Origin of the sequence: Caldifermentibacillus hisashii, from assembly GCF_039654145.1 — a bacterium.
Taxonomy (GTDB): Bacteria; Bacillota; Bacilli; order Bacillales; family Caldibacillaceae; genus Caldifermentibacillus; species Caldifermentibacillus hisashii.
In genome coordinates this window covers 2,863,673-2,889,028 of sequence record NZ_CP155467.1, presented here as the reverse complement: position 1 = coordinate 2,889,028, position 25,356 = coordinate 2,863,673, and the positions used below count along the sequence as shown (strand labels likewise).

Sequence of the window (25,356 nt, the reverse complement as noted above, 5' to 3'; positions counted from 1 at the left end):
CGAATATCATTGCAACTGAAAGAAAATCGAATATTAACTCGCAAGGTGGGTTTATAATGAAACGTTTGAAAATAGCTTTAATACCTGGTGATGGTATTGGAAAAGAAGTTCTTCAGGAGGGTGTAAAAGTATTAAAAACAATTGATAAAATCGATAATAACTTATTTTTTGAATTTGAAGAGTTCCCTTGGGGCTGTGATTACTATGTTAAGAACGGAAAAATGATGGACGATAATGGTTTGGAACAATTAAAAGATTTTGATGCAATTTATCTTGGTGCAGTGGGTCATCCGAGCGTCCCGGACCATGTGTCATTATGGGACTTGTTGTTAAAAATTCGAAAAGGATTTGATCAGTATGTCAACTTAAGGGAGATAACGTTATTAAATCAATCATTAACACCATTAAAGGATAAAAGTGAAAAAGATATTGACTTTCTTGTTATTAGAGAGAATAGTGAAGGTGAGTATGCCGGCGTTGGTGAATGGATGAATAAAGGAACCCCGGAAGAAGTTGTGTTGCAAACCAGTGTTTTTTCTCGAAAGGGCACGGAACGAATTATTCGTTATGCTTTTGAAGAAGCACGACGCCAAAAAAAATCGTTGACGAGTATCAGTAAGGGAAATGCATTGAATTATTCAATGGTATTTTGGGATCAAGTGTTCAATGAAATTAGTCAGGAATATCCGGACGTAAAAACGTACTCGTATTTAGTTGATGCCGCGAGTATGTATTTTATAAAGGAACCTGAAAGATTTGAAATTGTTGTAACGACCAATTTGTTTGGCGATATTCTTACAGATTTGGGTGCTGCCATTACTGGAGGGCTTGGTCTTGCTGCTGGTGCAAATATTAATCCGGAAAGGCAATTTCCACCAATGTTCGAACCCATTCACGGTTCCGCACCTGATATTGCCGGGAAAGGTATTGCGAACCCGCTTGCCGCAATTTGGTCTGTTGCTCAAATGATGGAATATTTTCATGAAGGTAATTGGAAAGATTATATTATTGAATCCATAAGAGTCCTATTAAAAGAAGGAAGGTACTTAACGAGGGATTTAGGTGGGAAATCTCTTACAACTGAAACAGGAGATCGATTGATAGAAATATTGACTCAGATGGTAACGGAGAACAAAAGTAAGTGAAACTCCATCAGTGGGGGTTTTCTTCCCCACTGATGGTTAGTTGAACCAATTGGATGGGCATATGAATAAACCATTGTTTTAAAAAAGATATGAAATAATAAACCCAATTGAAAGTAAGAATCCGAAATAGGTATTGGTTTGGGCGGTTGCTTTCATTGCCGGCATCATTTCAATGGGAATCGTCTTTCCAATAAATTTTTTTACTGCCTGATAAGCTTTTGGTGAACTGAGAAAGACAACAAGTAACCATGGAGATAAATCTGCAAATAAAATTAGTGCAAGAATCCATAAATAAGAAATAAGAAAAGCAACTGCCAGTATTTTGATGGCATTTTCCCGTCCGACCAGAATCGGCAAGGTTTTTCGACCATGTTCTTTGTCTCCGTTCAGATCACGAATATTATTCGATAGATTAATAGCCCCAATTAAAATCGTAGTCGGGATAGAGACAAGAATACTTGTTGCAGTGATTGTCCCCGTTTGGATATAAAATGAAATCAAGATGATATTTATTCCCATAAATAAACCTGACAACAACTCGCCAAAGGGTGTTGATGAGATTGGTAAAGGTCCGCCGGTATATAAATAACCGATAAGAATGGATACCGACCCGACGAGTGCTACCCACCAACTGCTGTTCATGGAAATATAGACCCCTAATAAAACAGACAGGGCAATTAAAGTAATGGCAAGATTTAAAATTACTTTTGGGTGAACTCCTTCACGAACAATGGTACCGCCAATTCCCACGGACTTTTCGTTATCCAACCCTCTTTTATAATCATAGTATTCATTAAACATATTTGTAGCGGCTTGAATTAATAAACTGGCAATTAGCATGGCAAGAAACAGATCGAATTTGATTGGCGTTATTTCATAGGCGATCACCGTTCCTAAAATGACGGGCACAAATGATGCGGTTAATGTATGCGGTCTCGTCAGCTGCCACCATACTTGCCATTCCTTTTTATTAGGATTCAAGTTTGCCTGATTTGACTGAATCCCAGGTTGCATAAAACTCTCTCCTCTAAAAGAAATATTTTTGAAAAACTTGTGAACATCCCTATCTTCAGTTTATGGATTCGGTACAATTGTGTCAATTAAATAGACAAGTTTTTTCAGCGAATCTGTATGTAATTGTTGGAAATAAGATTATCCGGTAAAGAACATCAGAACATCGGACTTTAGCAGATAATCGAAAAAAGTTTCCGGGGAAATAGAATGATCATAAACTCACAATATTAAATGGAAGTATCAAATTTAAGAGATAGATTCTAAAAGCAAATCACGTAGAAAACCGGGATCAGTATAGTAAAAACGTGCAATTTTAATAAAAGGATAAAAGTTCAAGAAATATCCCTCATAAAAATGAAAAAATAAGATGGAAAAACAAATTTTGCTCTTCCCCGGGTTAATCCCGTGGAAAAATGGGATAAGTTTGGTAAAATAAATATGGACATTTTGTTAAAATATCCAATAAATTTTCGTGAATACAGTTAAAGAAGGAGGATTATAATGGCGAGAGAATGGATTCGTGAACGGGAATATGAAGATATTATTTATGAAACCTATAATGGCATTGCCAAAATTACGATCAATCGTCCGGAAGTTCGAAATGCTTTCCGACCAAAAACTGTTACAGAAATGATTGACGCATTCAGTTACGCCCGTGATGATTCGAAAATCGGGGTGATTATTTTAACCGGTGCCGGCGATAAAGCATTCTGTTCCGGCGGTGATCAAAAGGTCCGTGGGGATGGAGGATATGTCGGTGAAGATAATATTCCACGCCTGAATGTTTTGGATTTGCAACGGCTAATCCGGGTAATTCCAAAGCCGGTAATTGCAATGGTAGCCGGGTATGCCATTGGTGGCGGACATGTATTACATATTGTCTGTGATTTAACGATTGCTGCAGACAATGCCATTTTTGGACAAACCGGTCCGAAAGTCGGCAGTTTTGACGGCGGATATGGTGCCGGTTATTTGGCCCGAATTGTCGGTCATAAAAAAGCGCGGGAAATTTGGTATTTATGCCGCCAATATAATGCACAGGAAGCACTGGAAATGGGACTTGTCAATACGGTAGTACCGTTAGAACAGTTGGAAGACGAAACTGTGAAATGGTGTGAAGAAATTTTAGAAAAGAGTCCGACAGCTATCCGTTTCTTAAAAGCTGCCTTTAACGCTGATTCTGACGGGTTGGCAGGTATTCAACAGTTGGCAGGGGACGCAACATTATTATTTTACACAACGGATGAGGCAAAAGAAGGTCGGGATGCCTTCAAAGAAAAACGGAAACCGGACTTTGACCAATTCCCGAGATTTCCGTAAAAATCAAGTAGACAAGGGGCTGAACTGAGCCCCTTCAATTTTCATCCTCAAGCATTAAAGTAAAGTCAGGTGGAAAAATGACAGGTTTTCAAACAATTCCGAACTGGTTACGGAAACGGGCAAATTTAACTCCGAACCGAGTTGCTGTCCATTTCAATGGTCAAGAAATAACTTTTCAAGCGTTGTACGAAAAGGCAAAAGAAGCAGCGGAAAAAATCCATAGTGCCGGAGTGCAAAAAGGTGACCATGTTGCGGTTTTACTAAAGAATCATCTGGATATGGTCGTTATTCTTCATGCTTTACAATTGCTTGGTTGTCCGGCCGTTTTATTAAACGGTCGGCTTCAAGCGAATGAACTGATTTTTCAAATTACAGACAGTCGTGCACAATATTTAATTAGTGAAGCGGATTTCACGGACCAATGTTCAGCAATAGAGTCATTTTGGTCCAAGCCGATACTATGGATTGAAAAATTTCATCATTATGGAAGGATGTCTTTTGAAGAAGTGGCTGATTTTCCGTTTGATGAGGTTTGCACCATTATGTATACATCGGGAACAACAGGCAAACCTAAAGGGGTTATGCAAACTTACGGGAATCATTGGTCAAGTGCAATTGGCTCTGCATTGAATTTAGGTTTACAGGAGAATGATGCCTGGCTGACTGCTGTACCGCTTTTCCATATTAGCGGTTTTTCCACTTTAATTCGAAGTGTTTTATACGGGATTCCGATTGTATTATTTGAAAAATTTGAGGAGGAAAAAATTAATCAAGCATTAGTTGACGGAAAAGCAACAATCATGTCAGTGGTAAGCACCATGCTCCAACGAATGATTCAGCAACTTGGCAGCCGAAATTATCATCCTTCATTTCGCTGCATGTTGACCGGTGGGGGACCGGTTCCGTTGAGCCTTTTAGAAACATGTAACCAGAAAAATATTCCCGTTTTTCAGACCTATGGATTAACGGAAACCTCCTCACAAATTGTTACGTTGGCACCGGAAGATAGTATTAGAAAACTTGGTTCTGCCGGTAAGCCATTATTTTTTAGTGATATTCGCATTGAAAAAGATGGCGAAATTGCCTTGCCTAATCAAGTAGGGGAAATTGTTGTCAAAGGCCCGAATGTGACAAAGGGATATTTTAATCGAAATGAAGCGAATCAAACAAGTTTTACAAAAGATGGTTGGTTTCATACCGGGGATATCGGTTATTTGGATGAAGAAGGATTTTTGTTTGTTTTAGATCGACGTTCGGATTTAATTATTTCCGGTGGCGAAAATATTTATCCTTCTGAAATTGAGAACGTGATTCATAGACATCCTGCCATAAAAGAGGTCAGTGTGGTCGGAATGGAAGATTCTTTTTGGGGACAAATTCCGGTGGCATTTTTTGTCGCAAAAGATGGCTGTCAAGTGACAAATATCGAGTTGGAGGAATTTTGTGTAAAAAAATTAGCAAAGTATAAAGTTCCAAAGCGGTGGATTGAATTGGATGAAATACCGAAAAACGCAGCGAATAAAGTCCTTCGCAGAGTGTTAAAAGAAAAGCTTAACAATAAAAAGGTCTCCCGGGAATAATAATTTCTCCGGGGACCTTTTTGAGTGCTAATTGGACTATTCATTTAATGCTGTTTTCAATGTTTCCAAGTTTTTCTCCATTAATGAGAAATAATCTTCACCGTTTTTCAGATCATTTTCAGTCAAAACCGATAAATTATGAATCGGTAGTGTTGAAATATTTGTTTCAGATTGAATCACATCAACAAGTTTATTGTGGACATTTTGTTCCACGAGAATATATTTCAATTGATTGGCTTTTACTTCATCGACTATTGCCATTAATTGCTTTTGCGTCGGTTCTTGAGAAGTAGATATGCCGGAAATATTGAGTTGTTCGAGTCCGTAGCGTTCTTCCCAATATCCGTAGGCTGCATGGGAAACAATAAATTTTTTCACTTTTGCCTGGTTGGCAACTTCTGTAAATTGTTTATTTAACTGTTCCAACTGAGTTTTTAATGATTCGAAGTTTTTTTCAAACGTTTCTTTTTGTTCGGGCATTTTTTCTATTAAGTTCTTTTTAATTGCATTGGCCAGCTCAATGGAATAAACTGGGTCTAACCATATATGAGGGTCCACGCCGCCATGATCATGTCCATGCTCTTCATCTTCTGAATGTTCTGCATGATCTGAATGCCCGTTGTCATTTTCATGTGTTGCCAGATGAACTTGTTCCCCAACCGGAACAACCTTAACTCCTTCTTCTTTTAAAATCGGTTGTGCTTTTTTAACAAATCCTTCAAGGTTATATCCGATTGCAAAAAATAAATCGCCATTCGCCATGTCAATAATTTCTTTTTGTGTCGGTTCATAGGAATGTTCATCAACACCGGGCGGATAGATGGATTGAACATCAACATAATCACCGCCAATTTTTTTCGTAAAGTCAGCCAACGGGAATACGGTCGTGTAAACGGAAATTTTTCCATCTGATTTTGTGTCGGCAGAGTTTGTTTTATTTTCTGGTCCACAACCATTTAAAATAACGGTAAAAATAAAAGTGAGTGTGAGAATAGCTAATTTTCCTTTACCCATAAATTCCTCCTTAAATAATTGGTGATTTATAAATCGGAATAATTACGATTTAGTTTCTAAGATAAATCGTATTCATTACGATTTAGCATATTAATATCATAATTTATTTTTTTCCATTATGCAAGAAAAAATTTGAAAAAGAAACTTGGGTCTTGATGGTTAGTTGAACCCCCACCTATTTTTTTGTAAACTCGAAAATCTTGGGGCGGGTTTACTGCCCGTTAAGATGGGAAACTTTTTTCTTTATTTCTCAACTTTTTTCATATTTGGGTTCGAATTCTTTTCATTCGCATCTCCTTTTTTAGACCGAAACGACCATTCAAGTGGAACGGGGTCGATACCACCGGGATGGAGAGGGTGGCATTTTAAAATTCGTTTGACCGTTAAATAGCCGCCTTTTAATACGCCGAATCGCTGAATTGCTTCCAAACCGTATTGGGAGCAAGTAGGATAAAATCGACAGCTTGGTGGTGTCGCCGGGGAAATAAATTTTTGATAGAAACGAATGAGCCCGATAAATATGTTTTTTAACATTGTTTGCTTCATCCTTTTTGGGAAATAAAATAACCTGGTCATGGGGAAATGTTCAAATTATATCTATAGCTTGTTCAAAGTAATTGTTTTAAAATAAAGCTATGGAGAATTAAGGATTACTTAGTAAAAATTTCCTAATTCTCTAATATGCTTTTTTTATTTGCTTTTTTCTTACATAATTGTATCATGTTCTGAAAAAAGTATATAAAGAAATGTGTCATAAATAAGGAGGAATTATTATGAACGCAGAATTAAAACAAAATATGAACAAATTGGTTGCGGATTTAAATGTCCTTTATATGAAAATTCATCACTTCCATTGGTTTGTGAAAGGCCCGAACTTCTTTACTTTACATGCAAAATTTGAAGAACTTTATAATGAAGTAACCGAACATAACGACAGTATTGCTGAACGGTTATTACAATTAAATGAAAAACCAATTTCCACATTAAAAGAATGTCTCGATCTTGCTACAGTGAAAGAAGCAAGTAAAGTCGGAACCGATGTTGAAATGGTGGAAGAGCTTGTTAACGATTTAGAAACGATAGACAAGGAATTAACAGCTACAATGGAATTGGCCGGTGATGATGAAGGAACCGCCGATTTATTACTGGGAATCAGTGAAAGCTTCCAAAAACATATTTGGATGTTTAAAGCTTTTTTAGGAAAATAAGCAAATGACAAAGGCTGTTATTGGTAATATGTATTGTTATTACCAATAACAGCCGTTTTTATTAATGAATATATGTATCCTTGTCATGAATTGAGCCTAATTGTTGATCTTGGACTAGTTTTTCTCGCAATTTATAGGCTATATATGTACCGGTTATTTGATAAAGTTCCTGCTGATTCAGCTCGGAAAGAATGTTTAACATATCTTGTTTGGATAATTCCTGCATGATTGAACTTACTAAAATCTCGATATCTTCGTCGTCAGCAGTCAATTTCTTTTTGTGAAAATCATATAATTCATCGACGAACTTCATGATCCAAAACCTCCTTTATCTGTAATTTGGAGCAATCATCGAACAAACAATCTGTCAGCCTTACTACCTATATTTTATATCTATATGTAAAAATAAACAAACTTATAACACCATTTAAAGAAAACTCGGCAGTCGCCGAGTTTTCTTGATTATAATTCTTTAATCCAACCGAATTTATCTTTAATTTTACCGTAATGGAAACCGGTCATTGTTTCATATAATTTTTTGGCAAATTCGCCGGTTTCAAAATGATTGATCGTCATCACATGTTCTTCCCATTTTAGTTCTCCCACCGGTGAGATGGTTGCAGCCGTTCCTGTACCGAATACTTCCTCCAGTTGTCCTTTTTGATATGTTTCATAAAGATCATCAATCGAAATTAGTTCTTCATGGAGCGGGATTCCCCAATCATGTACAATTTGGATAACGGAATCACGCGTGACCCCGGGTAAAATACTGCCGTTCAATTTCGGGGTATAAATTTCTCCGTTAATTTTAAAGAAGATATTCATACTTCCAACTTCTTCAATATATTTATTTTCCTTGCCATCGAGCCAAAGTACTTGTTCATAGCCGACCTCGTTTGCTCTTTCTTGGGCCAAAATACTTGCTGCATAATTTCCCGGGGTTTTAACATGACCGACACCGCCCTTAACCGCACGAACATATTCATCTTCCACGTAAATTTTTACCGGATTTAATTGTCCGTCTGAATAATAAGCCCCTACCGGCGACAAGATGATCATAAACTTATAATGGTATGAAGGCCGAACACCGAGATATGGTTCTGTGGAAATGACAAAAGGCCGTATATATAATGAGGTGCCTTCTTTTTCCGGAATCCAATCTTTTTCCAATTCTACAAGTGTGGTCAAGGCTTCCAATACTAATTCAGAGTCTAATGGTGGAATACATAATCTTTTACAAGAAGCATTCAGGCGAGCGATATGTTTTTCCGGTCGGAAAATGACTGAACGCCCATCAATGGTTTTATAAGCCTTTAACCCTTCAAAAACAGCTTGACCATAATGGAAAACAAAAGATGCCGGTGATAATGTAATCGACTCAAACGGTTTGATGATCGGATTTACCCAACCGTTTTCTCCATCAAAATCCATCATGAACATATAGTCTGTAAAGTTTTTACCAAATTGAAGCGTATCCGGGTCCGGTTTTTCTTTTAATTTCTCTGCTTTGATAAAATCAATTTTTGAGACTTGATTCATTTGTTGTCTTCCTTCCTAAATGAAATAAAATCATTCTAAGTTATTTTCAAAAATTATTTGTAATGATAATTTTATAGCTGATTTATTATTTAGTCAATAAATTTTAAAAATTTTAACTTAGGAAATGTGTAATTATTTGATGTAAAACTAGTTATGATATTTGAAAAGGCAAAAATTTGCAGGGAGTGAAAGATTGATGGAAACACAAAAATACTATATAGATATAGTAAATGGTGAAATAAGTAAAAGTGAATTGGATACATATCATTATGTAATCCATGCGGCAGATAGTGATATAAAAAAATTAAGAGAAATATTTAACAATCTTCATCAGGCGAACTTAGCAACGTTTGTCCGTTCACATATCCCTTTTTTAGAATATCATCATGACAGACAGAATGAGATATATGATAATGGAATAAAGGAAATGTATTCGCTGTTGTATGAACTTGGAGACAAGGAAACAAAAAATCATATTCAATCAATGGGCGTTCTAAACAGCGATTATTCGGACCATTTATAGTTTATATGATAAGATGTGTGGAGAAGGTTGGAAAGAGGGACAGGAAATGAAGACGTTTCAAGATGTAAATGGAAATACCGTGCACTTATCGTTTTCCAAAAAGGCTTTTGCCATGGAACCAAAACATGTATTGATCATTTGCCGTTATAAAAATCAGTGGTTGTTTACAAGACATAAAAAAAGAGGACTGGAATTTCCGGGTGGTAAGGTGGAACCAGGGGAAACACCCGAAGATGCGGCGATTCGTGAAGTGAAGGAGGAAACCGGGGCAATAATCGATTCTTTACTGTATATTGGTCAATATGAGGTTATTGGCTCAAATGAGCATTTTGTCAAAAACGTTTACTATGCAAAAATTAAAAGCATGGAAAAATATGACCAATATTTTGAAACGGATGGCCCGGTTCTAAGTTCGGCATCATTAACACCTGAAAGTTTAACGGATGAATATAGTTTCATTATGAAAGATGAAGTCATCCAATCATGTATTGCATTTATTAAAGAGAATCATGTACTTTAAGAAATGCCCAGATCGTCCGGATAAAGTTTTTTTAAAAAGCTGTTCACCATTTTGTATACATTAAAAAAAACGGACAACGATTGTTATCCGTTTTTTACGATTTTTTTCTCTATATATTCAACCAACTTATACATGATGGTGGCAAAGATGACGATGATGAATAGGGATTGCATGACAAGGGTGAAGTTAAACACTTGAAATCCATATATAATCAAATAACCGAGTCCTTGTTTAGAAACAAGGAATTCGCCGACAACAACCCCAACCCAACTTAGCCCCACATTGACCTTCAATGTTGAAACAATGGTTGGAAAGGAAGAGGGAAGAATCGCTTCTTTAAAACATTGCCATCTTGTTGCACCGAATGTTTGCAGGACCTTCAGATAATTTTGATCGACATCCCGAAAGGACGTATAAACGACAATGGTTGTAATAATAACGGAAATGATCGCTCCCATGACAACGATAGACGTCATGGTCGGTCCAAGGGCAACAATCAGGATCGGGCCGATTGCCACTTTTGGCATCGCATTTAACACAACTAAGTATGGATCCAAAATCTTTGACAAAAACGGTGACCACCAAAGAATCGCAGCCAAGATTGTACCGGCAACCGTCCCGATTATAAAGCCCAGTATCGTTTCAAATACAGTGGTCCAAATATGTGGAAAAATAGAACCATCTAAAATATTTTCCTTTAATAATTCCCATACCTTGGATGGTGAGCTGAAAATCAACGGGTCAATCCAGTGAAAGCGACTGGCAATTTCCCATAAAACAAAGAATGTGAGAAAGATAATAATCTGGAAAAAGTGGACCCAACGCTTATTTCTGGTCAATGACCTTTTGTAATCTCGATGGAGCTGTTCAATCATCGTTTGTTTGCTCAAGTTCTTCCAACTCCTTCCAAATCTCCTGGAAAATATCCGAATATTGCTCATGACTTCTAGCATGAAAAGGGATTTCTCTTCTTAGTTCATCAGGTACATGAAAGACACGGTGGACTGTACCGGGGCGGTTAGTAAATAAATAAATTCGGTCACTCATTGCGATCGCTTCTCCAATATCATGAGTGACAAGGATAGCTGTCTTTTGAAATTGTTTTAATGTCGAAAAAACGAGATCTTCCAACTTTAATTTTGTTTGAAAATCCAGTGCTGAAAATGGTTCATCAAGAAGCAATAATTTCGGATTTGTCGCAAGTGTACGAACAAGTGCTACCCGTTGTCGCATGCCGCCCGACAGCTGGGAGGGAAATTGTTTACTTACATTCTTTAATCCCATTTTTTCAAGAAGGGTAATAGTATTTTGTTTTGTTTTTTCATTTAGTTGCTTTGTTAGTTTTAAACCGATGAAAATATTTTCCTCAATTGTTTTCCATGGGAATAAGTAATCTTGTTGAAGCATATAGCCTGTTTTTTTGTTCGTCCTGGTTACTTTTTCATTTTCCAGCAAAACATGACCAATGGTTGGTTCAATTAATCCGCTAATGATGGATAACAAAGTCGTTTTTCCACATCCACTCGGTCCGAGAAAAGATATGAATTCACCTTCTTGAATGGAGAGGCTAACATCAATAAGAGCCGTCGTCTTTGATTGTTTCGAAAAATAACTGTGGGTTACATCTTGAATCTCCAAAAAGCTCATTTTTTCAGCCTCCTTATTTTTTGTGAAAAATTCCAGATACTTCAATATATTCAAATACGGTTTTTATAATTGGATAAAAGTACTAAACGAGAATATTTTTGGGATAAAAAATAAAAGACTATCCACATGATTCATTGTTCTTTCGGCAACTAATGATAATTTTCGTTTGATGTAAATTACTCGTTTGTAATTTTTTCGGCTATTTCCGTATTCACATAATTACTGTGATCCAATCGTTCAGGCAATTCACCGGCTTCCTCCATAATATCTTGTAAATGATTCCACTCCTCTTTATCCAATAACGGATTTTCCGCAAACGATTTTTGTTCTTTGTAACGCTCAATGGAGGACGTAAGGATGTCCAGCTCCGTATCTTCAAAAAATGGCTGAATTACTTTTGCCACTTCTTCTGATGAATGTTCATAAACCCATTGTTGTGCTTTATATAAAGCCCGAGTAAATTTTTCAACTGTTTCTTTGTTTTCTTTTAAATAGCTTTCTTTTGTCATAAAAACGGTGTACGGAACATGGCCGCTTTCTTTTCCAAATGAAGCAACAATATGACCTTTTCCTTCTTTTTCAAAAATACTGGCCGTCGGTTCAAATAGTTGAACAAAGTCACCTGTACCGGAAGCAAAGGAGGAAGATATATTGGCAAAATCGATGTTTTGAATGAGTTCAAGATCGTTTTTCGGGTCAATATCATGTTTTTTTAAGACAAATTCTCCGACCATTTGTGGCATCCCGCCTTTTCGTTGTCCGAGGAATGTTGAACCATTTAACATATCCCAAGTAAAATTGTCAATTGGTTCCCGCGAAACAAGAAAAGTTCCATCTGTTTGTGTCAGTTGGGCAAAATTAATGATTGCATCTTCAGTTCCTTGGCTGTTTACATAAATACTTGTTTCTGCTCCAACTAAAGCAATATCCGCTCCGTTAGAAATCAGGGCAGTCATCGTTTTATCACCGCCCGGAACAGTTGTTAGTTCAATATCGAGCCCTTCTTCTTTAAAAAAACCTTTTTCAATGGCTACATATTGTGGCGCATAGAAAACGGAGCGGGTAACTTCGGCAATACGAATTTTTTGTAAATGTTTATCTTCCTGTTTACAGGCCGTTAATCCAATTGCAGCAACTACTGTTACAAGAAGGATCAAACCTCTCTTCATCAACTTATTCATACTCATTCCTCCAAAATGATTGAGTCAATTTGTTACATTATTGTATGAAGTTGAAAAAAATGTGTGAATGCCTATTTTTTAAAGGGACGAGCATGTGAAAAGTTACGACTTTTACATTAGCATTCCACATCATTGCAGGGATTCTTGTCAGATAAGGCGTATATTTAATATGACAAATGATATAATTGAGATGTACCGGATTGTCTTCAAACTTTGATTACACATTTTTTATATAAAGGAAAACTAACAAAAATAAGGAGGTTTTTTTATGGGTATGCCGGTTCAATTGGAGTCGGTAATTGTCATTACAGGAAAAGAAACACGTTTAAAAGAAAACTATTTTCAAATTGTCAAAGAAGGATATCATCTTTTTCCATTGGATACATCTTTAATAGTGAAAAGAATGGAAGATGATGAAATTGTCGGCTCAGGTGTAATTAACAAGCTGGAATGGTCTGAAGGAAAAACAACGATCATATACAGGTTGACAGCATTAAAAACAATTAATTAAGGCACAAGTAAACACAAAAAAAGCTGGTTTTTCTAAAAACTTACGCTCAAAATACAATATGTTGGGCCACACTTTTCATGGTATGCTTTTTTTAAATGGAAAATTCCAGAAGTCGATGTGCAATCCTAATTAGAATGAAAGAATAAAAGGAGGGTATTATTTATGGCTGAAACACAAGCAATTTTGGAATGGACGCTGATTTCCGAATGTCCGATTCCAAATGACGTTCAAGACATCTTGGTGGAAGGGGAAGTTGCTGTTGCTGCTTATAAAACATTTCGCGACAGTGCCATTTTTACAAACAAAAGATTAATTGTCAGAGATGCTCAAGGAATAACCGGGAAAAAGGTTGAAATATACTCGCTTCCTTATTCATCAATCAATATGTGGTCGACTGAAAATGCAGGCACTTTTTTGGATGTTAATGCCGAAGTAGAATTATGGACAAGAGCCGGCCATATTAAAGTGAATGTAAAAAAAGGAGTCGATATCCGTAAACTCGACAAGCTCATTGCCGAAGCGGTTTTACTATGACTAGACTGAAAGAAAATGGACTTTGGCAAAAAGAATGACAAATGATATTCCATGTTGGGAGCAATTAAAAGAACAGGGCTGTATAGAAAGTCAAAAATTAATTTAATTTGAATAGTTTGATTGAAGTGAAGGTGGCGGCGACTCCTGCGGGAACAGCACGAGCCGAAGACCCTGCAGGATCGAGGTAACGAGCGACGAAGCGGCTGAGGCCGTGCCCGCGGAAAGCGTCCGCCACTGAAACGAAAATAAACCGAATCTATTCTTTTAACAATAAAATTTAGAAAGTTGTACTTTTAGGACAGCCCTGTAAACGTGAATGGTGGATTGCTGACCATATCCGGTCCTTGTTTTTTCTATCAGTTATTACGCAATTGGTCCTCCAAGTTTCTCAATTTCCGCATCAATATCGGTAAATTTCTTAAAGTTTTCCCGGAACTTCCCTGCTAATTCTTTTGCTTTTCCTTTATAGGCCAATTCATCTTTCCATGTTTTATTCGGTAAAAGCACCTCATCCGGAACACCGGGAACATGAACCGGGATATGAAGTCCAAAAATTTCATCCTTGACGGTCTCCACATGTTTCAATTTTCCTTCAATCGCAGCTTGCACCATTGCCCTAGTGTAAGCAAGCTTCATACGGTTGCCTACACCGTAAACGCCGCCTGTCCAACCGGTATTGACTAAAAATACTTGCACCTTATGCTCATCAATTTTTTTGCCGAGCATTTCCGCATAACGCTTGGCCGGTAAAGGTAAGAACGGTGCACCGTAGCAGGTGGAAAAGGTCGCTTCCGGTTCAGTCACCCCACGTTCTGTCCCGGCAAGTTTGCTTGTATACCCGCTCAAGAAATGATACATGGCTTGTTCTTTTGTCAATTTTGAAATCGGTGGAAGTACGCCGAATGCATCGGCCGTTAAGAAAATAATCGTTGACGGGTGACCGGCTACACTTGGTTGAACAATATTATCGATCGCATCAATCGGGTAAGCGGCCCGTGTATTCTCCGTTAAACTACCATTATCAAAATCCGGTATTCTTGTATTCTCGTTTACTACAACATTTTCTAAAACGGCCCCGAATTTAATCGCATCATAGATTTGCGGTTCTTTTTCTCGGGATAGATGAATGCACTTCGCATAGCATCCGCCTTCAATATTAAACACGCCGTGATTCGACCAGCCATGTTCATCATCCCCGATTAAACGCCGGTTTTTATCTGTTGATAGCGTTGTTTTACCGGTACCGGATAAGCCAAAGAACAGTGCAACATCCCCGTCATCCCCGACATTGGCAGAGCAATGCATAGAGAAAATATCTTGCTCGGGAAGCAAATAGTTCATAATTGTAAAAATTGATTTTTTCATTTCACCGGCATATTCTGTTCCACCAATCAGAACAACCTTCTCTTCAAAAGAAATAATAATAAATGTTTCCGATCTAACGCCATCAATGACCGGATCAGCTTTGAAATCCGGTGCAAAAATAACTGTAAATTGACTTTGGTGATTTTTCAATTCTTCTTCGGTTGGGCGGATAAACAACTGATGGGCAAATAAATTATGCCATGCATATTCGGTTATCACCTGGATTGGCAGTTGATATAATTTGTCTTCGCCGGCAAATCCTTTAAACACGTACAGTTCTTTCTTGTGTTTTAAATAATGCAAAACTTTATGATACAATCTGTTAAATACTTTTTTTGAGATTGGTTGGTTGACACTGCCCCAATCGATTTTATTCAGCACAGAGTTTTCTTGAACAATATATTTATCTTTCGGTGATCTCCCCGTATACTTCCCGGTTGTTACACTGATTGCACCTTTGTCAGTTAGTAAGCCTTCTTTATTGTTAATAATTTTTTCCATTAACTGTGGAACGGATAATTGTACTAAAATATTATTTCCATTTACTAATTCATACAGACTGTTTACCGTACTTACCATTTTCATTAGTAAACCTTCCCCTTTGTTATTTTCTCATACCCTTCGAAAAATAGTATAACATATATATTTTATTAGTCTATACTATTCAAAGAAAAAAATTGCCCCATTTTCCATTCATTTTTAAGCTCATTTTTCTAATTTAGATAACGGAATTGAATTGGTTTTCTAAAAAACTTTTTTAATCTCTGTTTAAAACAATTGACATATTTCTCATATCATGTATGATTTATCTATAACGGATACTCTTATCCCGAGATGGTGGAGGGACAGGCCCGAGGAAACCCGGCAACCTACTTATTGCAAGTAAGGTGCTAACCGATGCAAGGTGATTCCTTGAACGATAAGAGTGAAAGGAAGACGTGCGCAACCTTTCCTCATGGGAAGGTGTTTTTTTTTGCTAATAGGAAAGTAGAAATTTTTCAATTTCTACTTTCCTAACGCATAAGTGCAATTACGGCTCTGCTTTCGCCTAATGGCTCGGCAGTCACCGAGTTTTCTTTAGATTTTTGTATAATTATATCTCCAATTTGAATGGGGAATGCTTATTAATATAATAAAGCAGATGTTTTAAAAACGTTCCGATGTTGATCCTGGGCATTGGCTTGTATCCGTTTCAAATAAAAAGCTGGCTTTTACTTTTATAAAATGAATGCCAGCGCGATTTTAAGGAGGAAAATTATGGGGACACGACATCTATTTACTTCAGAGTCGGTAACGGAAGGACATCCGGATAAAATTTGCGATCAAATATCAGATGCGATTCTGGATGCGATTTTAAGCGAAGATCCGAATGCCCGTGTTGCTGCGGAAACATCCATTACAACCGGGTTAGTGCTTGTATTTGGAGAAATTTCCACAACTTCTTATGTTGATATTCCAAAAATAGTACGGGATACGGTTCGGGAAATTGGTTATACGCGGGCAAAATATGGGTTTGATGCAGAGACCTGTGGCGTATTGACAGCCATCGATGAACAATCACCGGATATTGCGATGGGCGTTAACCAAGCTTTGGAAGCGCGCGAAGGCTTGATGACTGATGATGAAATCGAAGCAATCGGTGCCGGAGACCAAGGGTTGATGTTTGGTTTTGCCTGCAATGAAACGAGTGAGTTGATGCCGCTTCCGATATCATTAGCGCATCGGCTGGCACGGAGGCTTGCTGAAGTTAGAAAAGAAGAAATTATTCCATATTTGCGTCCGGACGGGAAAACTCAAGTAACTGTAGAATATGATGAAAATGGCAAACCGGTTCGAATCGATACAATTGTTATTTCAACACAACACCACCCAGAAGTAAATTTGGATCAGATAAAAAAGGATATTCATGAATTCGTTATTAAAAAGGTTGTTCCAAACGAGTTTATTGATGATAAAACGAAATTTTTTATTAATCCGACTGGCCGTTTTGTTGTCGGTGGACCACAAGGTGATGCCGGGTTAACGGGGAGAAAAATCATTGTCGATACATATGGGGGTTATGCTCATCATGGTGGCGGTGCGTTCTCCGGAAAAGACCCGACGAAAGTGGATCGTTCCGCTTCTTATGCTGCCCGATATGTGGCGAAAAATATTGTTGCAGCCGGACTTGCCGATAAATGTGAAGTACAGCTTGCTTATGCGATTGGGGTTGCCCAACCGGTTTCAATTTCTATTGATACATTCGGGACGGGGCAAGTTGATGAAGCAGTTTTAGTTGATCTAGTCCGTAAACATTTTGACTTAAGACCGGCCGGAATTATCAAAATGCTTGATTTACGCAGACCGATTTATAAACAAACAGCGGCATACGGACATTTTGGTCGGACGGATATAAACTTGCCGTGGGAACGAACAGATAAAGCTGAGTTATTGAAAAAAGCAGCAATGGGATAATTATTGTGGAGAACTTCTAATATCGAATCATTTAAAATATTGATTTATCAAGTTTTTTAAACAAGAAAGGGGCATCCAAAAGTCGAAAAAATGACTTTCTGGACAGCCCCTTTCTTGAGTTATAAAGTCCATGGGAGAAGTTAAATCCTAATAAAGAGATTTTAGAAATTGATTTCAGATTTGTATAACTATGGTTTGCTACTCATTGTATTTCTTTAAATAGTAATTCCTGATAGGCCTCGGGCGACTTTACAATATCGGCCAGTGTATACTTATCCAAAACATGAAGATACGCCTGTAAAGCTTCTCTTAATATATGAGAAAGTCCGCAAACCGGAGTAATGACACAAGCATTCGGGGTGTCGGGATTAAAACAATCAACTAAATAAAAACCATCTTCTGTTTGCCGGACAAGTTTACCGATATTGATGTCGCCGGGTGGAAGGGCCAAACGAAAACCCCCGTTTCTTCCCCGTACGGTTTCAATAATTCCAAGCTTTCCTAAGTGATGAACCACTTTCATTAAATGATTTTTTGAAATACCATAGGCATCTGAAATTTCCTGAATATTGCAAAGTCTATCTGTTTCAAGTGAAGCTAAATAGATCAATGTTCGTAAAGAAAAATCTGTATAAGAAGTCAGTTTCATTATCATCACCAATCATAGATTTTGCATGGATAGATTATTATCACTACGGCTATCTCAATTATACTACATTTATTATTTTAACGGGCAGGAAGATTCCTATCTCAATATTTTCGAGTTTATAAAGAAGGTAGAGGATGAACTGTTCGCATACGTCCGTTTGGTTCAAAACTGACCATGAGTGGGGAATGGAGAAAATCCCACAGATAACAGCAAGGTTAGGCCCCAAAAAATTATAGTCAACGAGGAAAATAGGTAGGAGAGGGGGTACCCACATACATCTGATTAGTTCAACTGACAATCAATTCTTCCACCGATTAAAGTACCAGTTTATTAATTGTGAACGTTTTTTAAAAGATGTATTTTAAATATTGCTTTAAAGAGAGAATTATTTTAGATTAAAGATGTATTTAATTTACATGTTAAAGGAGATGGTAATAGTGTTATCTGAAAAGACAGTCAAAATTGTAAAATCAACCGTACCTGTATTAGAGGAATATGGCACAACGATTACAAGCACATTTTACAAAAGAATGTTTCAAAATCATCCTGAACTGTTAAATTATTTTAACCATGTGAACCAACGAAGAGGAACTCAACCGACTGCTTTAGCCAACACAGTCATTGCTGCAGGAAAACATATTGATGAATTAGAGATAATTTTACCGGCAGTAAAACAAATTGCCCATAAACATCGGGCTTTAAGCATTAGACCGGAACATTATCCGATTGTTGGTGAAAACTTATTGGCCGCAATTAAAGAGGTATTGGGTGAAGCAGCAACAGATGAAATTTTGCAAGCGTGGGCAGAAGCGTATGAGGAAATTGCCAATGTATTTATTCAAGTTGAAGGGGAAATGTATCGGGAAGCCAGCTTACAAAAAGGCGGTTGGACTGACTTTAAAGCATTTACAGTTATTGATAAAATTAAAGAAAGTGAAGTAATTACATCTTTTTATTTAAAACCAACGGATGGCGCATCTATTCCAACTTACTTACCCGGGCAATACATAACAGTTCGCCTAAGCATACCCGATGAAAAATTCAAACATAATCGCCATTATAGTTTATCATGTGCACCCGGGAATGATTATTTCCGCATTTCTGTAAAACGGGAAAATGAATGTGAACCGTTGGGTGTGGTATCGAATTATTTACATGATCATGTACATGTCGGGGATCAACTAGAAATCAGTGCACCGGCTGGAGATTTTGTATTAAATACGGAAGAAACTGAACCTGTCGCATTCATTAGCGGTGGAGTCGGAATTACGCCGTTATTAAGTATGTTTGAGACATTGGTTAAGGATAATAGCGAACGTGAAATCACATTTATCCAAGCTGCCAAAAACGAAAATGTGCAAGCGTTCGGTGATTATGTTAAGGAGCTTGCGAAAAAACTAAACAAGGCAAAAGTTTATACAGTTTTAGAACAAAAAAATCTTGAGGAGACCGACTGTGATCATATCGGCTATATCGATCTTTCATTTTTACAAAAGGTTGTATCTAAAAATACTATTTGTTATCTATGTGGACCGGTACCCTTTATGAAAGCTGTTGTTCAAATATTAAATCAGATGGGTTTGCCTGAACACCATATTCGCTATGAGTTCTTTGGTCCAAAGGTAGATTTTATTCAATAGTTTGCAGTGGATGAAAAGACCGGGAAATGAGATATCCGGTCTTTTTAGTTATTGTCTCTTAAATTTTTATAATATTGCCCTTTCTCCCGGTATTCTTTGTAAATCCGATTCATTTCTTCATAATCTTCGTCAGTTAAATCCCGGATTACTTTTGCCGGTCTGCCGAAAGCCATTGTATGTGGCGGGATTTTTTTGCCGGGTGGGACAAGACTTCCGGCACCTAAAAAAGCATGTTCGCCAATTTCCGCGCCATCAAGAACAATGGAACCCATCCCGACAAGCGCATTTTTACGAATGATGCAACTATGCAAGGTAACCTGATGCCCGATAGTCACATTCTCTTCCAAAATCAACGGATTACCGGGACTTTGGTGAAGCATGCATAAGTCTTGAATATTTGTGTTATTCCCGATTTTTGTCGGCGCCACATCACCACGAATTACCGTTTGAAACCACACGCTGGAATATTCCCCAATTTCCACATCTCCGGTTACCGTAACAAAATCAGCCAAATAAGCCGTTTCAGCAATCTTTGGGTATTTCCCTTTATAGGGATATATTTTATACATCCAACTCCACCCTTCATGAAAATCTACCTAGTCTATTTTACATGATAATAATTAATTATTCACGCTTAACATAGGAGTAAAGTTAGAATAAAGAAAACTACGCCGGAAAAAACAGGTCATTACAAATTCAAGTTGTTTTTCGATATAATATACTTTATATAAAAAAACTATATTGTAATAAGTGATAAGTGAGGCGAATCAAGTGGCAGTTCCATCTGGCCCAATAACGTTAATGATTCATTCATATAAGAAAATTTTTCCAGCTGTTCATAAGGAACTAGACTATTGGAAAAAGCGGGCGAATGAAATACCGAATGAAGAATTGCGAAAACAGGCGCTTTTAAGTATTAAGAATAAACGATTCCATTGTGAAGGTGGATCAATATTGGCTCTTTTGGCAGAGAAAAACTATCCGAAAGTTATATCCTTCATTATTGCTTATCAAACAATCAGTGATTATTTGGATAATTTATGTGATCGTTCCAATTCACAAGACCCGACAGATTTTCGAGCACTTCATGAATCCATGATAACCGCATTGACTGTCGGAAAAGGGGGAACGAACTATTACAGGTACCGGGATGATCAAGAGGATGGCAACTATTTGCAGGAATTGGTAACAACTTGCCAAAATGTATTGAAAAAAATAAAGCATTACCCAATGATTAAAGAATATTTAATTGAGCTATGCCAGTATTACTGTGATTTACAGGTACATAAACATGTGAAAGTAGAGGAGCGGATTCCCCGGTTACAAAAATGGTTTAACGAGTCAAAAACGAATCTCCCGGAAATGGAATGGTTTGAATTTTCCGCTTGTTCCGGTTCAACATTAGGGATTTTTTGTTTAGTTGCCTATGCGACGCGGGATGATTTTACCGAAAAAGATGGATTAGCCATTCGCAACGGTTATTTTCCATATATTCAGGGGCTCCACATCCTCCTCGATTATTTCATTGACCAGGAAGAAGATCGGGAAGGCGGTGATTTGAACTTTTGTTTTTATTATAAAAATCATGAACAGCTGTATCGTAGGTTTCGATTATTTTTACAAGAGGCAGATACACATACGAAGGAATTACCGGATCGGAAATTTCATCAGTTAATTAATCGCGGCTTACTTGGTTTATATTTATCCGACGGGAAAGTTGATGAACAACAATCATTAAAGGAACTGTCACAAAAATTATTAAAATTAGGTGGTACGAAAAGCTACTTCTTTTATATAAATGCAAAAGCCTATCGAAAATATCAAGCAAGGAAAACTCAGTAATAGGTAGGAGGAGAGCCGGAATCAGCGAAAAATCATTTTCGCTTGCGAGGTAATGCTATCGAAGTCTCTGGTCACCGAAAAAATATAAAATTTTTTCGGCTTGCGAACTAATACTTAAAACTTGAAATTTTCCACTATATGCGAATTCATATCATTTGAACAAAAACGCTTAAGGAGGATGGAAAAATGTCTTTAAAACTAAGTATTTTAGATCAATCACCGGTATCAGAAGGGCAAAGTGCCGAGGAAGCTTTGAAAAATACGGTAGAATTAGCTCAATCTGCCGAAAAATGGGGATACACCCGATTTTGGGTATCAGAACATCATGATACGTATAGTTTAGCAGGTTCTTCCCCGGAAGTGTTGTTAGCATATTTGGCTGCAAAAACTGAGCATATACGAGTCGGCTCAGGTGGCGTGATGTTGCCGCATTATAGTCCGTATAAGGTTGCCGAAAATTTTCGCGTATTGGAGGGATTGGCGCCGGGACGAATTGATTTAGGTGTCGGACGTGCTCCCGGTGGAATGCCGCGTGCAACAATCGCTTTGAATAAAAGTCGTACTCGGAATGTCGATGATTATCCCGAAAAAGTAGAAGAATTGCTGCAATATTTATATGATGATCTTCCGGAGACGAACCCTTTATATGGCTTGAAGGCATCTCCAATGGTTAAGACTGTACCGGAGCTTTGGATGTTAGGTTCCAGTCCGGCAAGTGCTGTGTTGGCGGCAAAAATGGGGTTGCCCTACAATTTTGCCCTTTTTATTAATGGCGAGGGCGGGGTATCGTTCATGAATCACTACATAAATAATTTCACTCCGTCAAACTATTTGGAGAAGCCAAAAAATATGGTAGCGGTATTTGCTATTTGTGCCGAAACGGATGAAGAAGCAGAACGAGTTGCATCAAGTATAGATTTAAGTATGATTATGTTGGAGCAAGGTATGGAATCGAAAGGAACACCGAGTCCGGAAAAAGCGATAAGTTATCGGTACAGTCCTTTTGAGCTTAAGCGAATTCAGGAAAATCGGAAGCGGATGATTGTCGGGAATCCGAATAAAATCAAACAAAAGCTTGAAGAATTAAGTGAACTTTACCAAACAGATGAAATCATGCTCGTTTCAATCACTTATGACTTTCAAGATAAGCTGAAGTCATATGCGTTGATTGCGGATGAGATGCTTTGATTGGTACTGAATAGATTTTGTGATAAAATTCTCAAGGTCTCCATGTAGCGGGCTACACTACAGAGGATGAAAAATGTTTTTTTAACGTAGATACAGGACGAATGGCCATTTAGCAACACGGAAAATATTCAATTAGCTTTTTGAGTGCTCACTATCAGACAGTAAAGAAAAACCTTTTGGCTACTTCCCAAAAGGTTTTTACTTCCCCCTTACCGTTTTTCAATTGCAACAATAAATGGCGGGTCATTTTTTTGATTTAAAAATTGATAAAGTAATACATGTGCTCTTTGTTGATCAAGATTAGTTACAAACTTAAGTAAAGCTTCCTTCTCAATTTTTCCTTCCGAATGGCCTTGGTAGATCACAAGGACAATAATCCCTTCCACATCCATTATTTCTAACAGCTGTTCAATGGCTGTAATTGTTGTTTCCGGTTTTGTAACGATTGAATGATCACCATTTGGTAAGTAACCAAGATTAAAAATGGCCGCTTTAATTTTCCCGTGGTATAAATCCGGAATGCAATCCAGCAAATTTTCATGCCCACTTTGGAACAGAATAACCGAATCGTGCAAACCATTATTTGCCAATTTCTCCTTCGTCCGCTCAATCGCTTCCTGCTGAATATCAAAGCCAAAAACCGTTCCAGTCGGCCCGACCAATTTGGCAAGAAAAATTGTGTCATTGCCGTTACCAACCGTGGCGTCAACAACAACATCACCGGTCGCAGCCGCTTTTTCCAACAAAGAATGTGAATAGGGCAAGATTTTTTCTAACTTCATACCCCATGCACTTCCTGATCAACAGTTGCATGATAAAACTTCCCTTGATAACTGTTTCTCCGTTCCAATTCGGCATCAATCGCATTCAGCACTTCCCATTTGTTTACACTCCACATCGGACCAATCATTAAATCAATCGGACCATCACCGGTAATCCGATGAACAATCATTTCCGGGGGTAAAATTTCTAATTGGTCGCAAACAAGATTGACATAATCATCAAAGGTTAAAAATTTCAACATTCCTTTTTCATATTGTTTTACCATTGGAGTTCCTTTTAATAAATGGAGCAAGTGGATTTTAATTCCTTGAACATCAAGAGCTGCGACTGCTTTTGCGGTTTCCATCATCATTTCCGGTGTCTCCATTGGCAGCCCGTTAATAATATGACTGCAGATGCGAATATGATGTTTGCGCAATTTTTCAACACCATCTACATAGGTTTGAAAATCATGGGCGCGATTAATGAGTTTGGCTGTTTGCTCGTGGACCGTTTGTAAACCTAATTCAACCCAAAGATAGGTCCGTTCATTTAACTCAGCTAAATATTCGACGACGTCATCGGGAAGGCAGTCCGGTCTTGTTGCAATCGATAAACCGACAACACCGTCTTGCTTGAGTGCCGTCTCATATTTTTCCCGTAAAACATCAACGGGGGCATGTGTATTGGTGAAAGCTTGGAAATAAGCAATATATTTTCCGTCTTTCCATTTTTGATGCATTTTTTCTTTTATTGACTGAAATTGGACCTCAATCGGTTCAACTCGATTACCGGCAAAATCACCGGATCCGGCCGCACTGCAGAACGTACAGCCCCCATAGGCGACCGTGCCATCACGGTTTGGACAATCGAACCCGCCGTCCAACGAAATTTTAAAAACTTTATGGCCAAACTGGTTTCTTAGATGATAATTCCAAGTATGGTATCGTTTATGATCATTTGTATACGGAAATGGATTCATTGCGTAACGTAACTTCCTTTCAGTTTTATCGCATCTTAACGGCGAGTCAAGACCCACCCTCAAGATTATAGTTTACAAAGAAAATGCCCGCATGCGTCTGATTGGTTAACTAACCATCAAATCCCTACTGATGGAAGTTTCACTTTATAAGGAGCGTTTTTTATGACTAACTTATTCCATAACTTTCATTTTATCATCCCTATTCATATCTTGCATGTTCTTAAAGGAAAAATCGTGTTTGACAATTTTCCCATTAATTGAGAGACAACATTTACAATGAAACGAGGAAAATAAATGTGAAAGGACATGAATGATGGTATTGAGGAGGGGCGTGGATGACAACAAGAAAGTCTATGGAGGATTTTCTTTACCAATGTCAGCAAACGGTTGAATTTGCACAAGAACAGTTAATCGACGGTTCAAAACAAGGGCATTTTCATGATCAAGAATATCGTGAGGCACAACAAAGGCTGGAAGACCAATATAATGAACTAATGGCCGTGTATAGGAGTGCCAATGCCGTGCAAAGAGACCGTCTTCATCGGATGAGATTACAAATCCAATCTTTGCAAAATGAAATGACATTGCTCGACCATCATTAATGAACTTGAGGGTGCCTGGAATTAGGAATTATTTTCTTTATTCCTCTAGGTACCCTTTTTTGTACGTTAAGAATGTATAAATTTCCAGCAAAGAAGCGATTTCGACGTAGAGGGAAATTTTAAGAATTAAGTATAA

At 37.7% G+C, this 25,356-nt stretch carries 26 protein-coding genes and 1 riboswitch; of the genes, 13 read left to right on the top strand and 13 right to left on the bottom strand.

The window, feature by feature from the left end; translation table 11 throughout:
• Positions 1–56: 56 nt before the first annotated feature.
• Positions 57–1,145 (top strand): tartrate dehydrogenase, encoded by a 1,089-nt coding sequence (locus tag NSQ14_RS14010; RefSeq protein WP_095142324.1) that lies wholly within the window; start codon positions 57–59, stop codon positions 1,143–1,145.
• Between the two features lie 78 nt (positions 1,146–1,223).
• Here the strand turns inward: NSQ14_RS14010 and NSQ14_RS14005 are convergent, their stop codons facing one another.
• Positions 1,224–2,159 (bottom strand): 1,4-dihydroxy-2-naphthoate polyprenyltransferase, encoded by a 936-nt coding sequence (locus tag NSQ14_RS14005; RefSeq protein WP_041902940.1) that lies wholly within the window; start codon positions 2,157–2,159, stop codon positions 1,224–1,226.
• 501 nt (positions 2,160–2,660) lie between these two features.
• On the opposite strand from NSQ14_RS14005, the gene menB reads away from it, so the two are divergent.
• Both menB and NSQ14_RS13995 read left to right on the top strand, forming a co-directional pair.
• The gene (gene menB, locus NSQ14_RS14000; protein WP_041844762.1) at positions 2,661–3,479 is read left to right on the top strand and encodes a 1,4-dihydroxy-2-naphthoyl-CoA synthase; all 819 of its coding nucleotides are present in this window, start codon (positions 2,661–2,663) and stop codon (positions 3,477–3,479) included.
• 77 nt (positions 3,480–3,556) lie between these two features.
• Positions 3,557–5,059 carry an o-succinylbenzoate--CoA ligase gene (locus NSQ14_RS13995; RefSeq protein WP_341288360.1) on the top strand — a complete coding sequence of 501 codons (1,503 nt, stop codon included), beginning with the start codon at positions 3,557–3,559 and terminating at the stop codon, positions 5,057–5,059.
• 36 nt (positions 5,060–5,095) lie between these two features.
• On the opposite strand, the gene NSQ14_RS13990 is transcribed toward NSQ14_RS13995, so the two are convergent.
• Both NSQ14_RS13990 and yidD read right to left on the bottom strand, forming a co-directional pair.
• Entirely contained in the window at positions 5,096–6,073 is a 978-nt protein-coding gene (locus tag NSQ14_RS13990; protein WP_346216502.1) for a metal ABC transporter solute-binding protein, Zn/Mn family, read from the bottom strand.
• A 243-nt stretch (positions 6,074–6,316) separates the two neighbouring features.
• Positions 6,317–6,607 carry a membrane protein insertion efficiency factor YidD gene (yidD, locus tag NSQ14_RS13985; RefSeq protein WP_043988500.1) on the bottom strand — a complete coding sequence of 97 codons (291 nt, stop codon included), beginning with the start codon at positions 6,605–6,607 and terminating at the stop codon, positions 6,317–6,319.
• Positions 6,608–6,846: 239 nt separating this feature from the next.
• Between yidD and NSQ14_RS13980 the strand changes: the two genes are divergently transcribed.
• Entirely contained in the window at positions 6,847–7,281 is a 435-nt protein-coding gene (locus NSQ14_RS13980) for a Dps family protein (protein WP_034771904.1), read from the top strand.
• Between the two features lie 61 nt (positions 7,282–7,342).
• Here NSQ14_RS13980 and NSQ14_RS13975 read toward each other — a convergent pair whose 3' ends face one another.
• A complete protein-coding gene (locus tag NSQ14_RS13975) occupies positions 7,343–7,594 on the bottom strand; it encodes a DUF6154 family protein (RefSeq protein WP_346216501.1) in 252 nt (83 codons plus the stop codon).
• A 149-nt stretch (positions 7,595–7,743) separates the two neighbouring features.
• The gene (locus NSQ14_RS13970) at positions 7,744–8,820 is read right to left on the bottom strand and encodes a branched-chain amino acid aminotransferase (RefSeq protein ID WP_251250007.1); all 1,077 of its coding nucleotides are present in this window, start codon (positions 8,818–8,820) and stop codon (positions 7,744–7,746) included.
• Positions 8,821–9,016: 196 nt separating this feature from the next.
• On the opposite strand from NSQ14_RS13970, the gene NSQ14_RS13965 reads away from it, so the two are divergent.
• The gene (locus NSQ14_RS13965) at positions 9,017–9,343 is read left to right on the top strand and encodes a hydrolase (protein ID WP_346216500.1); all 327 of its coding nucleotides are present in this window, start codon (positions 9,017–9,019) and stop codon (positions 9,341–9,343) included.
• A gap of 46 nt (positions 9,344–9,389) precedes the next feature.
• Entirely contained in the window at positions 9,390–9,863 is a 474-nt protein-coding gene (ytkD, locus tag NSQ14_RS13960; protein WP_041844759.1) for an RNA deprotection pyrophosphohydrolase, read from the top strand.
• Between the two features lie 83 nt (positions 9,864–9,946).
• Here the strand turns inward: ytkD and NSQ14_RS13955 are convergent, their stop codons facing one another.
• The 3 genes from NSQ14_RS13955 to NSQ14_RS13945 all read right to left on the bottom strand — a co-directional run bounded on the left by NSQ14_RS13955 (position 9,947) and on the right by NSQ14_RS13945 (position 12,691).
• Complete coding sequence (locus tag NSQ14_RS13955) at positions 9,947–10,753, bottom strand: ABC transporter permease (RefSeq protein WP_034771900.1); 807 nt, start codon at positions 10,751–10,753, stop codon at positions 9,947–9,949.
• Positions 10,731–11,510 (bottom strand): ABC transporter ATP-binding protein, encoded by a 780-nt coding sequence (locus tag NSQ14_RS13950; protein WP_346216498.1) that lies wholly within the window; start codon positions 11,508–11,510, stop codon positions 10,731–10,733. Before NSQ14_RS13950 ends, NSQ14_RS13955 begins: the two co-directional genes overlap by 23 nt.
• A 176-nt stretch (positions 11,511–11,686) precedes the next feature.
• Entirely contained in the window at positions 11,687–12,691 is a 1,005-nt protein-coding gene (locus tag NSQ14_RS13945) for an ABC transporter substrate-binding protein (protein WP_152641350.1), read from the bottom strand.
• A gap of 268 nt (positions 12,692–12,959) precedes the next feature.
• Between NSQ14_RS13945 and NSQ14_RS13940 the strand changes: the two genes are divergently transcribed.
• Positions 12,960–13,202 (top strand): DUF2584 family protein, encoded by a 243-nt coding sequence (locus NSQ14_RS13940; RefSeq protein WP_034771897.1) that lies wholly within the window; start codon positions 12,960–12,962, stop codon positions 13,200–13,202.
• A 162-nt stretch (positions 13,203–13,364) separates the two neighbouring features.
• A complete protein-coding gene (locus NSQ14_RS13935; RefSeq protein ID WP_034771896.1) occupies positions 13,365–13,736 on the top strand; it encodes a PH domain-containing protein in 372 nt (123 codons plus the stop codon).
• A gap of 363 nt (positions 13,737–14,099) precedes the next feature.
• Here the strand turns inward: NSQ14_RS13935 and pckA are convergent, their stop codons facing one another.
• On the bottom strand, positions 14,100–15,680 hold the full coding sequence (pckA, locus tag NSQ14_RS13930) for a phosphoenolpyruvate carboxykinase (ATP) (protein ID WP_326973592.1): 1,581 nt from the start codon (positions 15,678–15,680) through the stop codon (positions 14,100–14,102).
• 242 nt (positions 15,681–15,922) lie between these two features.
• Positions 15,923–16,027, top strand: a riboswitch (SAM riboswitch).
• A 331-nt stretch (positions 16,028–16,358) separates the two neighbouring features.
• Here pckA and metK point away from each other — a divergent pair.
• Positions 16,359–17,555 (top strand): methionine adenosyltransferase, encoded by a 1,197-nt coding sequence (gene metK / locus NSQ14_RS13925; RefSeq protein WP_041848375.1) that lies wholly within the window; start codon positions 16,359–16,361, stop codon positions 17,553–17,555.
• A 202-nt stretch (positions 17,556–17,757) separates the two neighbouring features.
• Here metK and NSQ14_RS13920 read toward each other — a convergent pair whose 3' ends face one another.
• Positions 17,758–18,204 carry an Rrf2 family transcriptional regulator gene (locus tag NSQ14_RS13920; protein ID WP_346216497.1) on the bottom strand — a complete coding sequence of 149 codons (447 nt, stop codon included), beginning with the start codon at positions 18,202–18,204 and terminating at the stop codon, positions 17,758–17,760.
• 437 nt (positions 18,205–18,641) lie between these two features.
• On the opposite strand from NSQ14_RS13920, the gene hmpA reads away from it, so the two are divergent.
• Complete coding sequence (hmpA, locus tag NSQ14_RS13915) at positions 18,642–19,844, top strand: NO-inducible flavohemoprotein (protein WP_041845721.1); 1,203 nt, start codon at positions 18,642–18,644, stop codon at positions 19,842–19,844.
• Between the two features lie 44 nt (positions 19,845–19,888).
• Here the strand turns inward: hmpA and NSQ14_RS13910 are convergent, their stop codons facing one another.
• Entirely contained in the window at positions 19,889–20,413 is a 525-nt protein-coding gene (locus NSQ14_RS13910) for a gamma carbonic anhydrase family protein (RefSeq protein WP_346216496.1), read from the bottom strand.
• Between the two features lie 202 nt (positions 20,414–20,615).
• Between NSQ14_RS13910 and NSQ14_RS13905 the strand changes: the two genes are divergently transcribed.
• Positions 20,616–21,686 (top strand): tetraprenyl-beta-curcumene synthase family protein, encoded by a 1,071-nt coding sequence (locus NSQ14_RS13905; protein ID WP_041845719.1) that lies wholly within the window; start codon positions 20,616–20,618, stop codon positions 21,684–21,686.
• A gap of 186 nt (positions 21,687–21,872) precedes the next feature.
• Entirely contained in the window at positions 21,873–22,874 is a 1,002-nt protein-coding gene (locus NSQ14_RS13900) for an LLM class flavin-dependent oxidoreductase (RefSeq protein ID WP_034771885.1), read from the top strand.
• Positions 22,875–23,083: 209 nt separating this feature from the next.
• Here NSQ14_RS13900 and NSQ14_RS13895 read toward each other — a convergent pair whose 3' ends face one another.
• A complete protein-coding gene (locus tag NSQ14_RS13895; protein WP_034771884.1) occupies positions 23,084–23,656 on the bottom strand; it encodes a class I SAM-dependent methyltransferase in 573 nt (190 codons plus the stop codon).
• Positions 23,653–24,618 carry a TIGR01212 family radical SAM protein gene (locus tag NSQ14_RS13890; RefSeq protein ID WP_041902935.1) on the bottom strand — a complete coding sequence of 322 codons (966 nt, stop codon included), beginning with the start codon at positions 24,616–24,618 and terminating at the stop codon, positions 23,653–23,655. The genes NSQ14_RS13895 and NSQ14_RS13890 overlap by 4 nt, the downstream gene beginning before the upstream one ends.
• 335 nt (positions 24,619–24,953) lie before the next feature.
• On the opposite strand from NSQ14_RS13890, the gene NSQ14_RS13885 reads away from it, so the two are divergent.
• Entirely contained in the window at positions 24,954–25,220 is a 267-nt protein-coding gene (locus NSQ14_RS13885; protein WP_041902934.1) for a YtzC family protein, read from the top strand.
• The last annotated feature ends 136 nt before the right edge of the window (positions 25,221–25,356 follow it).

Coding starts and splice junctions, on each gene's coding strand:
- NSQ14_RS14010 (WP_095142324.1), top strand. CDS start 57: ATGAAACGTTTGAAAATAGCTTTAATACCTGGTGATGGTATTGGAAAA.
- NSQ14_RS14005 (WP_041902940.1), bottom strand. CDS start 2,159: ATGCAACCTGGGATTCAGTCAAATCAGGCAAACTTGAATCCTAATAAA.
- menB (WP_041844762.1), top strand. CDS start 2,661: ATGGCGAGAGAATGGATTCGTGAACGGGAATATGAAGATATTATTTAT.
- NSQ14_RS13995 (WP_341288360.1), top strand. CDS start 3,557: ATGACAGGTTTTCAAACAATTCCGAACTGGTTACGGAAACGGGCAAAT.
- NSQ14_RS13990 (WP_346216502.1), bottom strand. CDS start 6,073: ATGGGTAAAGGAAAATTAGCTATTCTCACACTCACTTTTATTTTTACC.
- yidD (WP_043988500.1), bottom strand. CDS start 6,607: ATGTTAAAAAACATATTTATCGGGCTCATTCGTTTCTATCAAAAATTT.
- NSQ14_RS13980 (WP_034771904.1), top strand. CDS start 6,847: ATGAACGCAGAATTAAAACAAAATATGAACAAATTGGTTGCGGATTTA.
- NSQ14_RS13975 (WP_346216501.1), bottom strand. CDS start 7,594: ATGAAGTTCGTCGATGAATTATATGATTTTCACAAAAAGAAATTGACT.
- NSQ14_RS13970 (WP_251250007.1), bottom strand. CDS start 8,820: ATGAATCAAGTCTCAAAAATTGATTTTATCAAAGCAGAGAAATTAAAA.
- NSQ14_RS13965 (WP_346216500.1), top strand. CDS start 9,017: ATGGAAACACAAAAATACTATATAGATATAGTAAATGGTGAAATAAGT.
- ytkD (WP_041844759.1), top strand. CDS start 9,390: ATGAAGACGTTTCAAGATGTAAATGGAAATACCGTGCACTTATCGTTT.
- NSQ14_RS13950 (WP_346216498.1), bottom strand. CDS start 11,510: ATGAGCTTTTTGGAGATTCAAGATGTAACCCACAGTTATTTTTCGAAA.
- NSQ14_RS13945 (WP_152641350.1), bottom strand. CDS start 12,691: ATGAATAAGTTGATGAAGAGAGGTTTGATCCTTCTTGTAACAGTAGTT.
- NSQ14_RS13940 (WP_034771897.1), top strand. CDS start 12,960: ATGGGTATGCCGGTTCAATTGGAGTCGGTAATTGTCATTACAGGAAAA.
- NSQ14_RS13935 (WP_034771896.1), top strand. CDS start 13,365: ATGGCTGAAACACAAGCAATTTTGGAATGGACGCTGATTTCCGAATGT.
- pckA (WP_326973592.1), bottom strand. CDS start 15,680: ATGGTAAGTACGGTAAACAGTCTGTATGAATTAGTAAATGGAAATAAT.
- metK (WP_041848375.1), top strand. CDS start 16,359: ATGGGGACACGACATCTATTTACTTCAGAGTCGGTAACGGAAGGACAT.
- NSQ14_RS13920 (WP_346216497.1), bottom strand. CDS start 18,204: ATGAAACTGACTTCTTATACAGATTTTTCTTTACGAACATTGATCTAT.
- NSQ14_RS13910 (WP_346216496.1), bottom strand. CDS start 20,413: ATGTATAAAATATATCCCTATAAAGGGAAATACCCAAAGATTGCTGAA.
- NSQ14_RS13900 (WP_034771885.1), top strand. CDS start 21,873: ATGTCTTTAAAACTAAGTATTTTAGATCAATCACCGGTATCAGAAGGG.
- NSQ14_RS13895 (WP_034771884.1), bottom strand. CDS start 23,656: ATGAAGTTAGAAAAAATCTTGCCCTATTCACATTCTTTGTTGGAAAAA.
- NSQ14_RS13890 (WP_041902935.1), bottom strand. CDS start 24,618: ATGAATCCATTTCCGTATACAAATGATCATAAACGATACCATACTTGG.
- NSQ14_RS13885 (WP_041902934.1), top strand. CDS start 24,954: ATGACAACAAGAAAGTCTATGGAGGATTTTCTTTACCAATGTCAGCAA.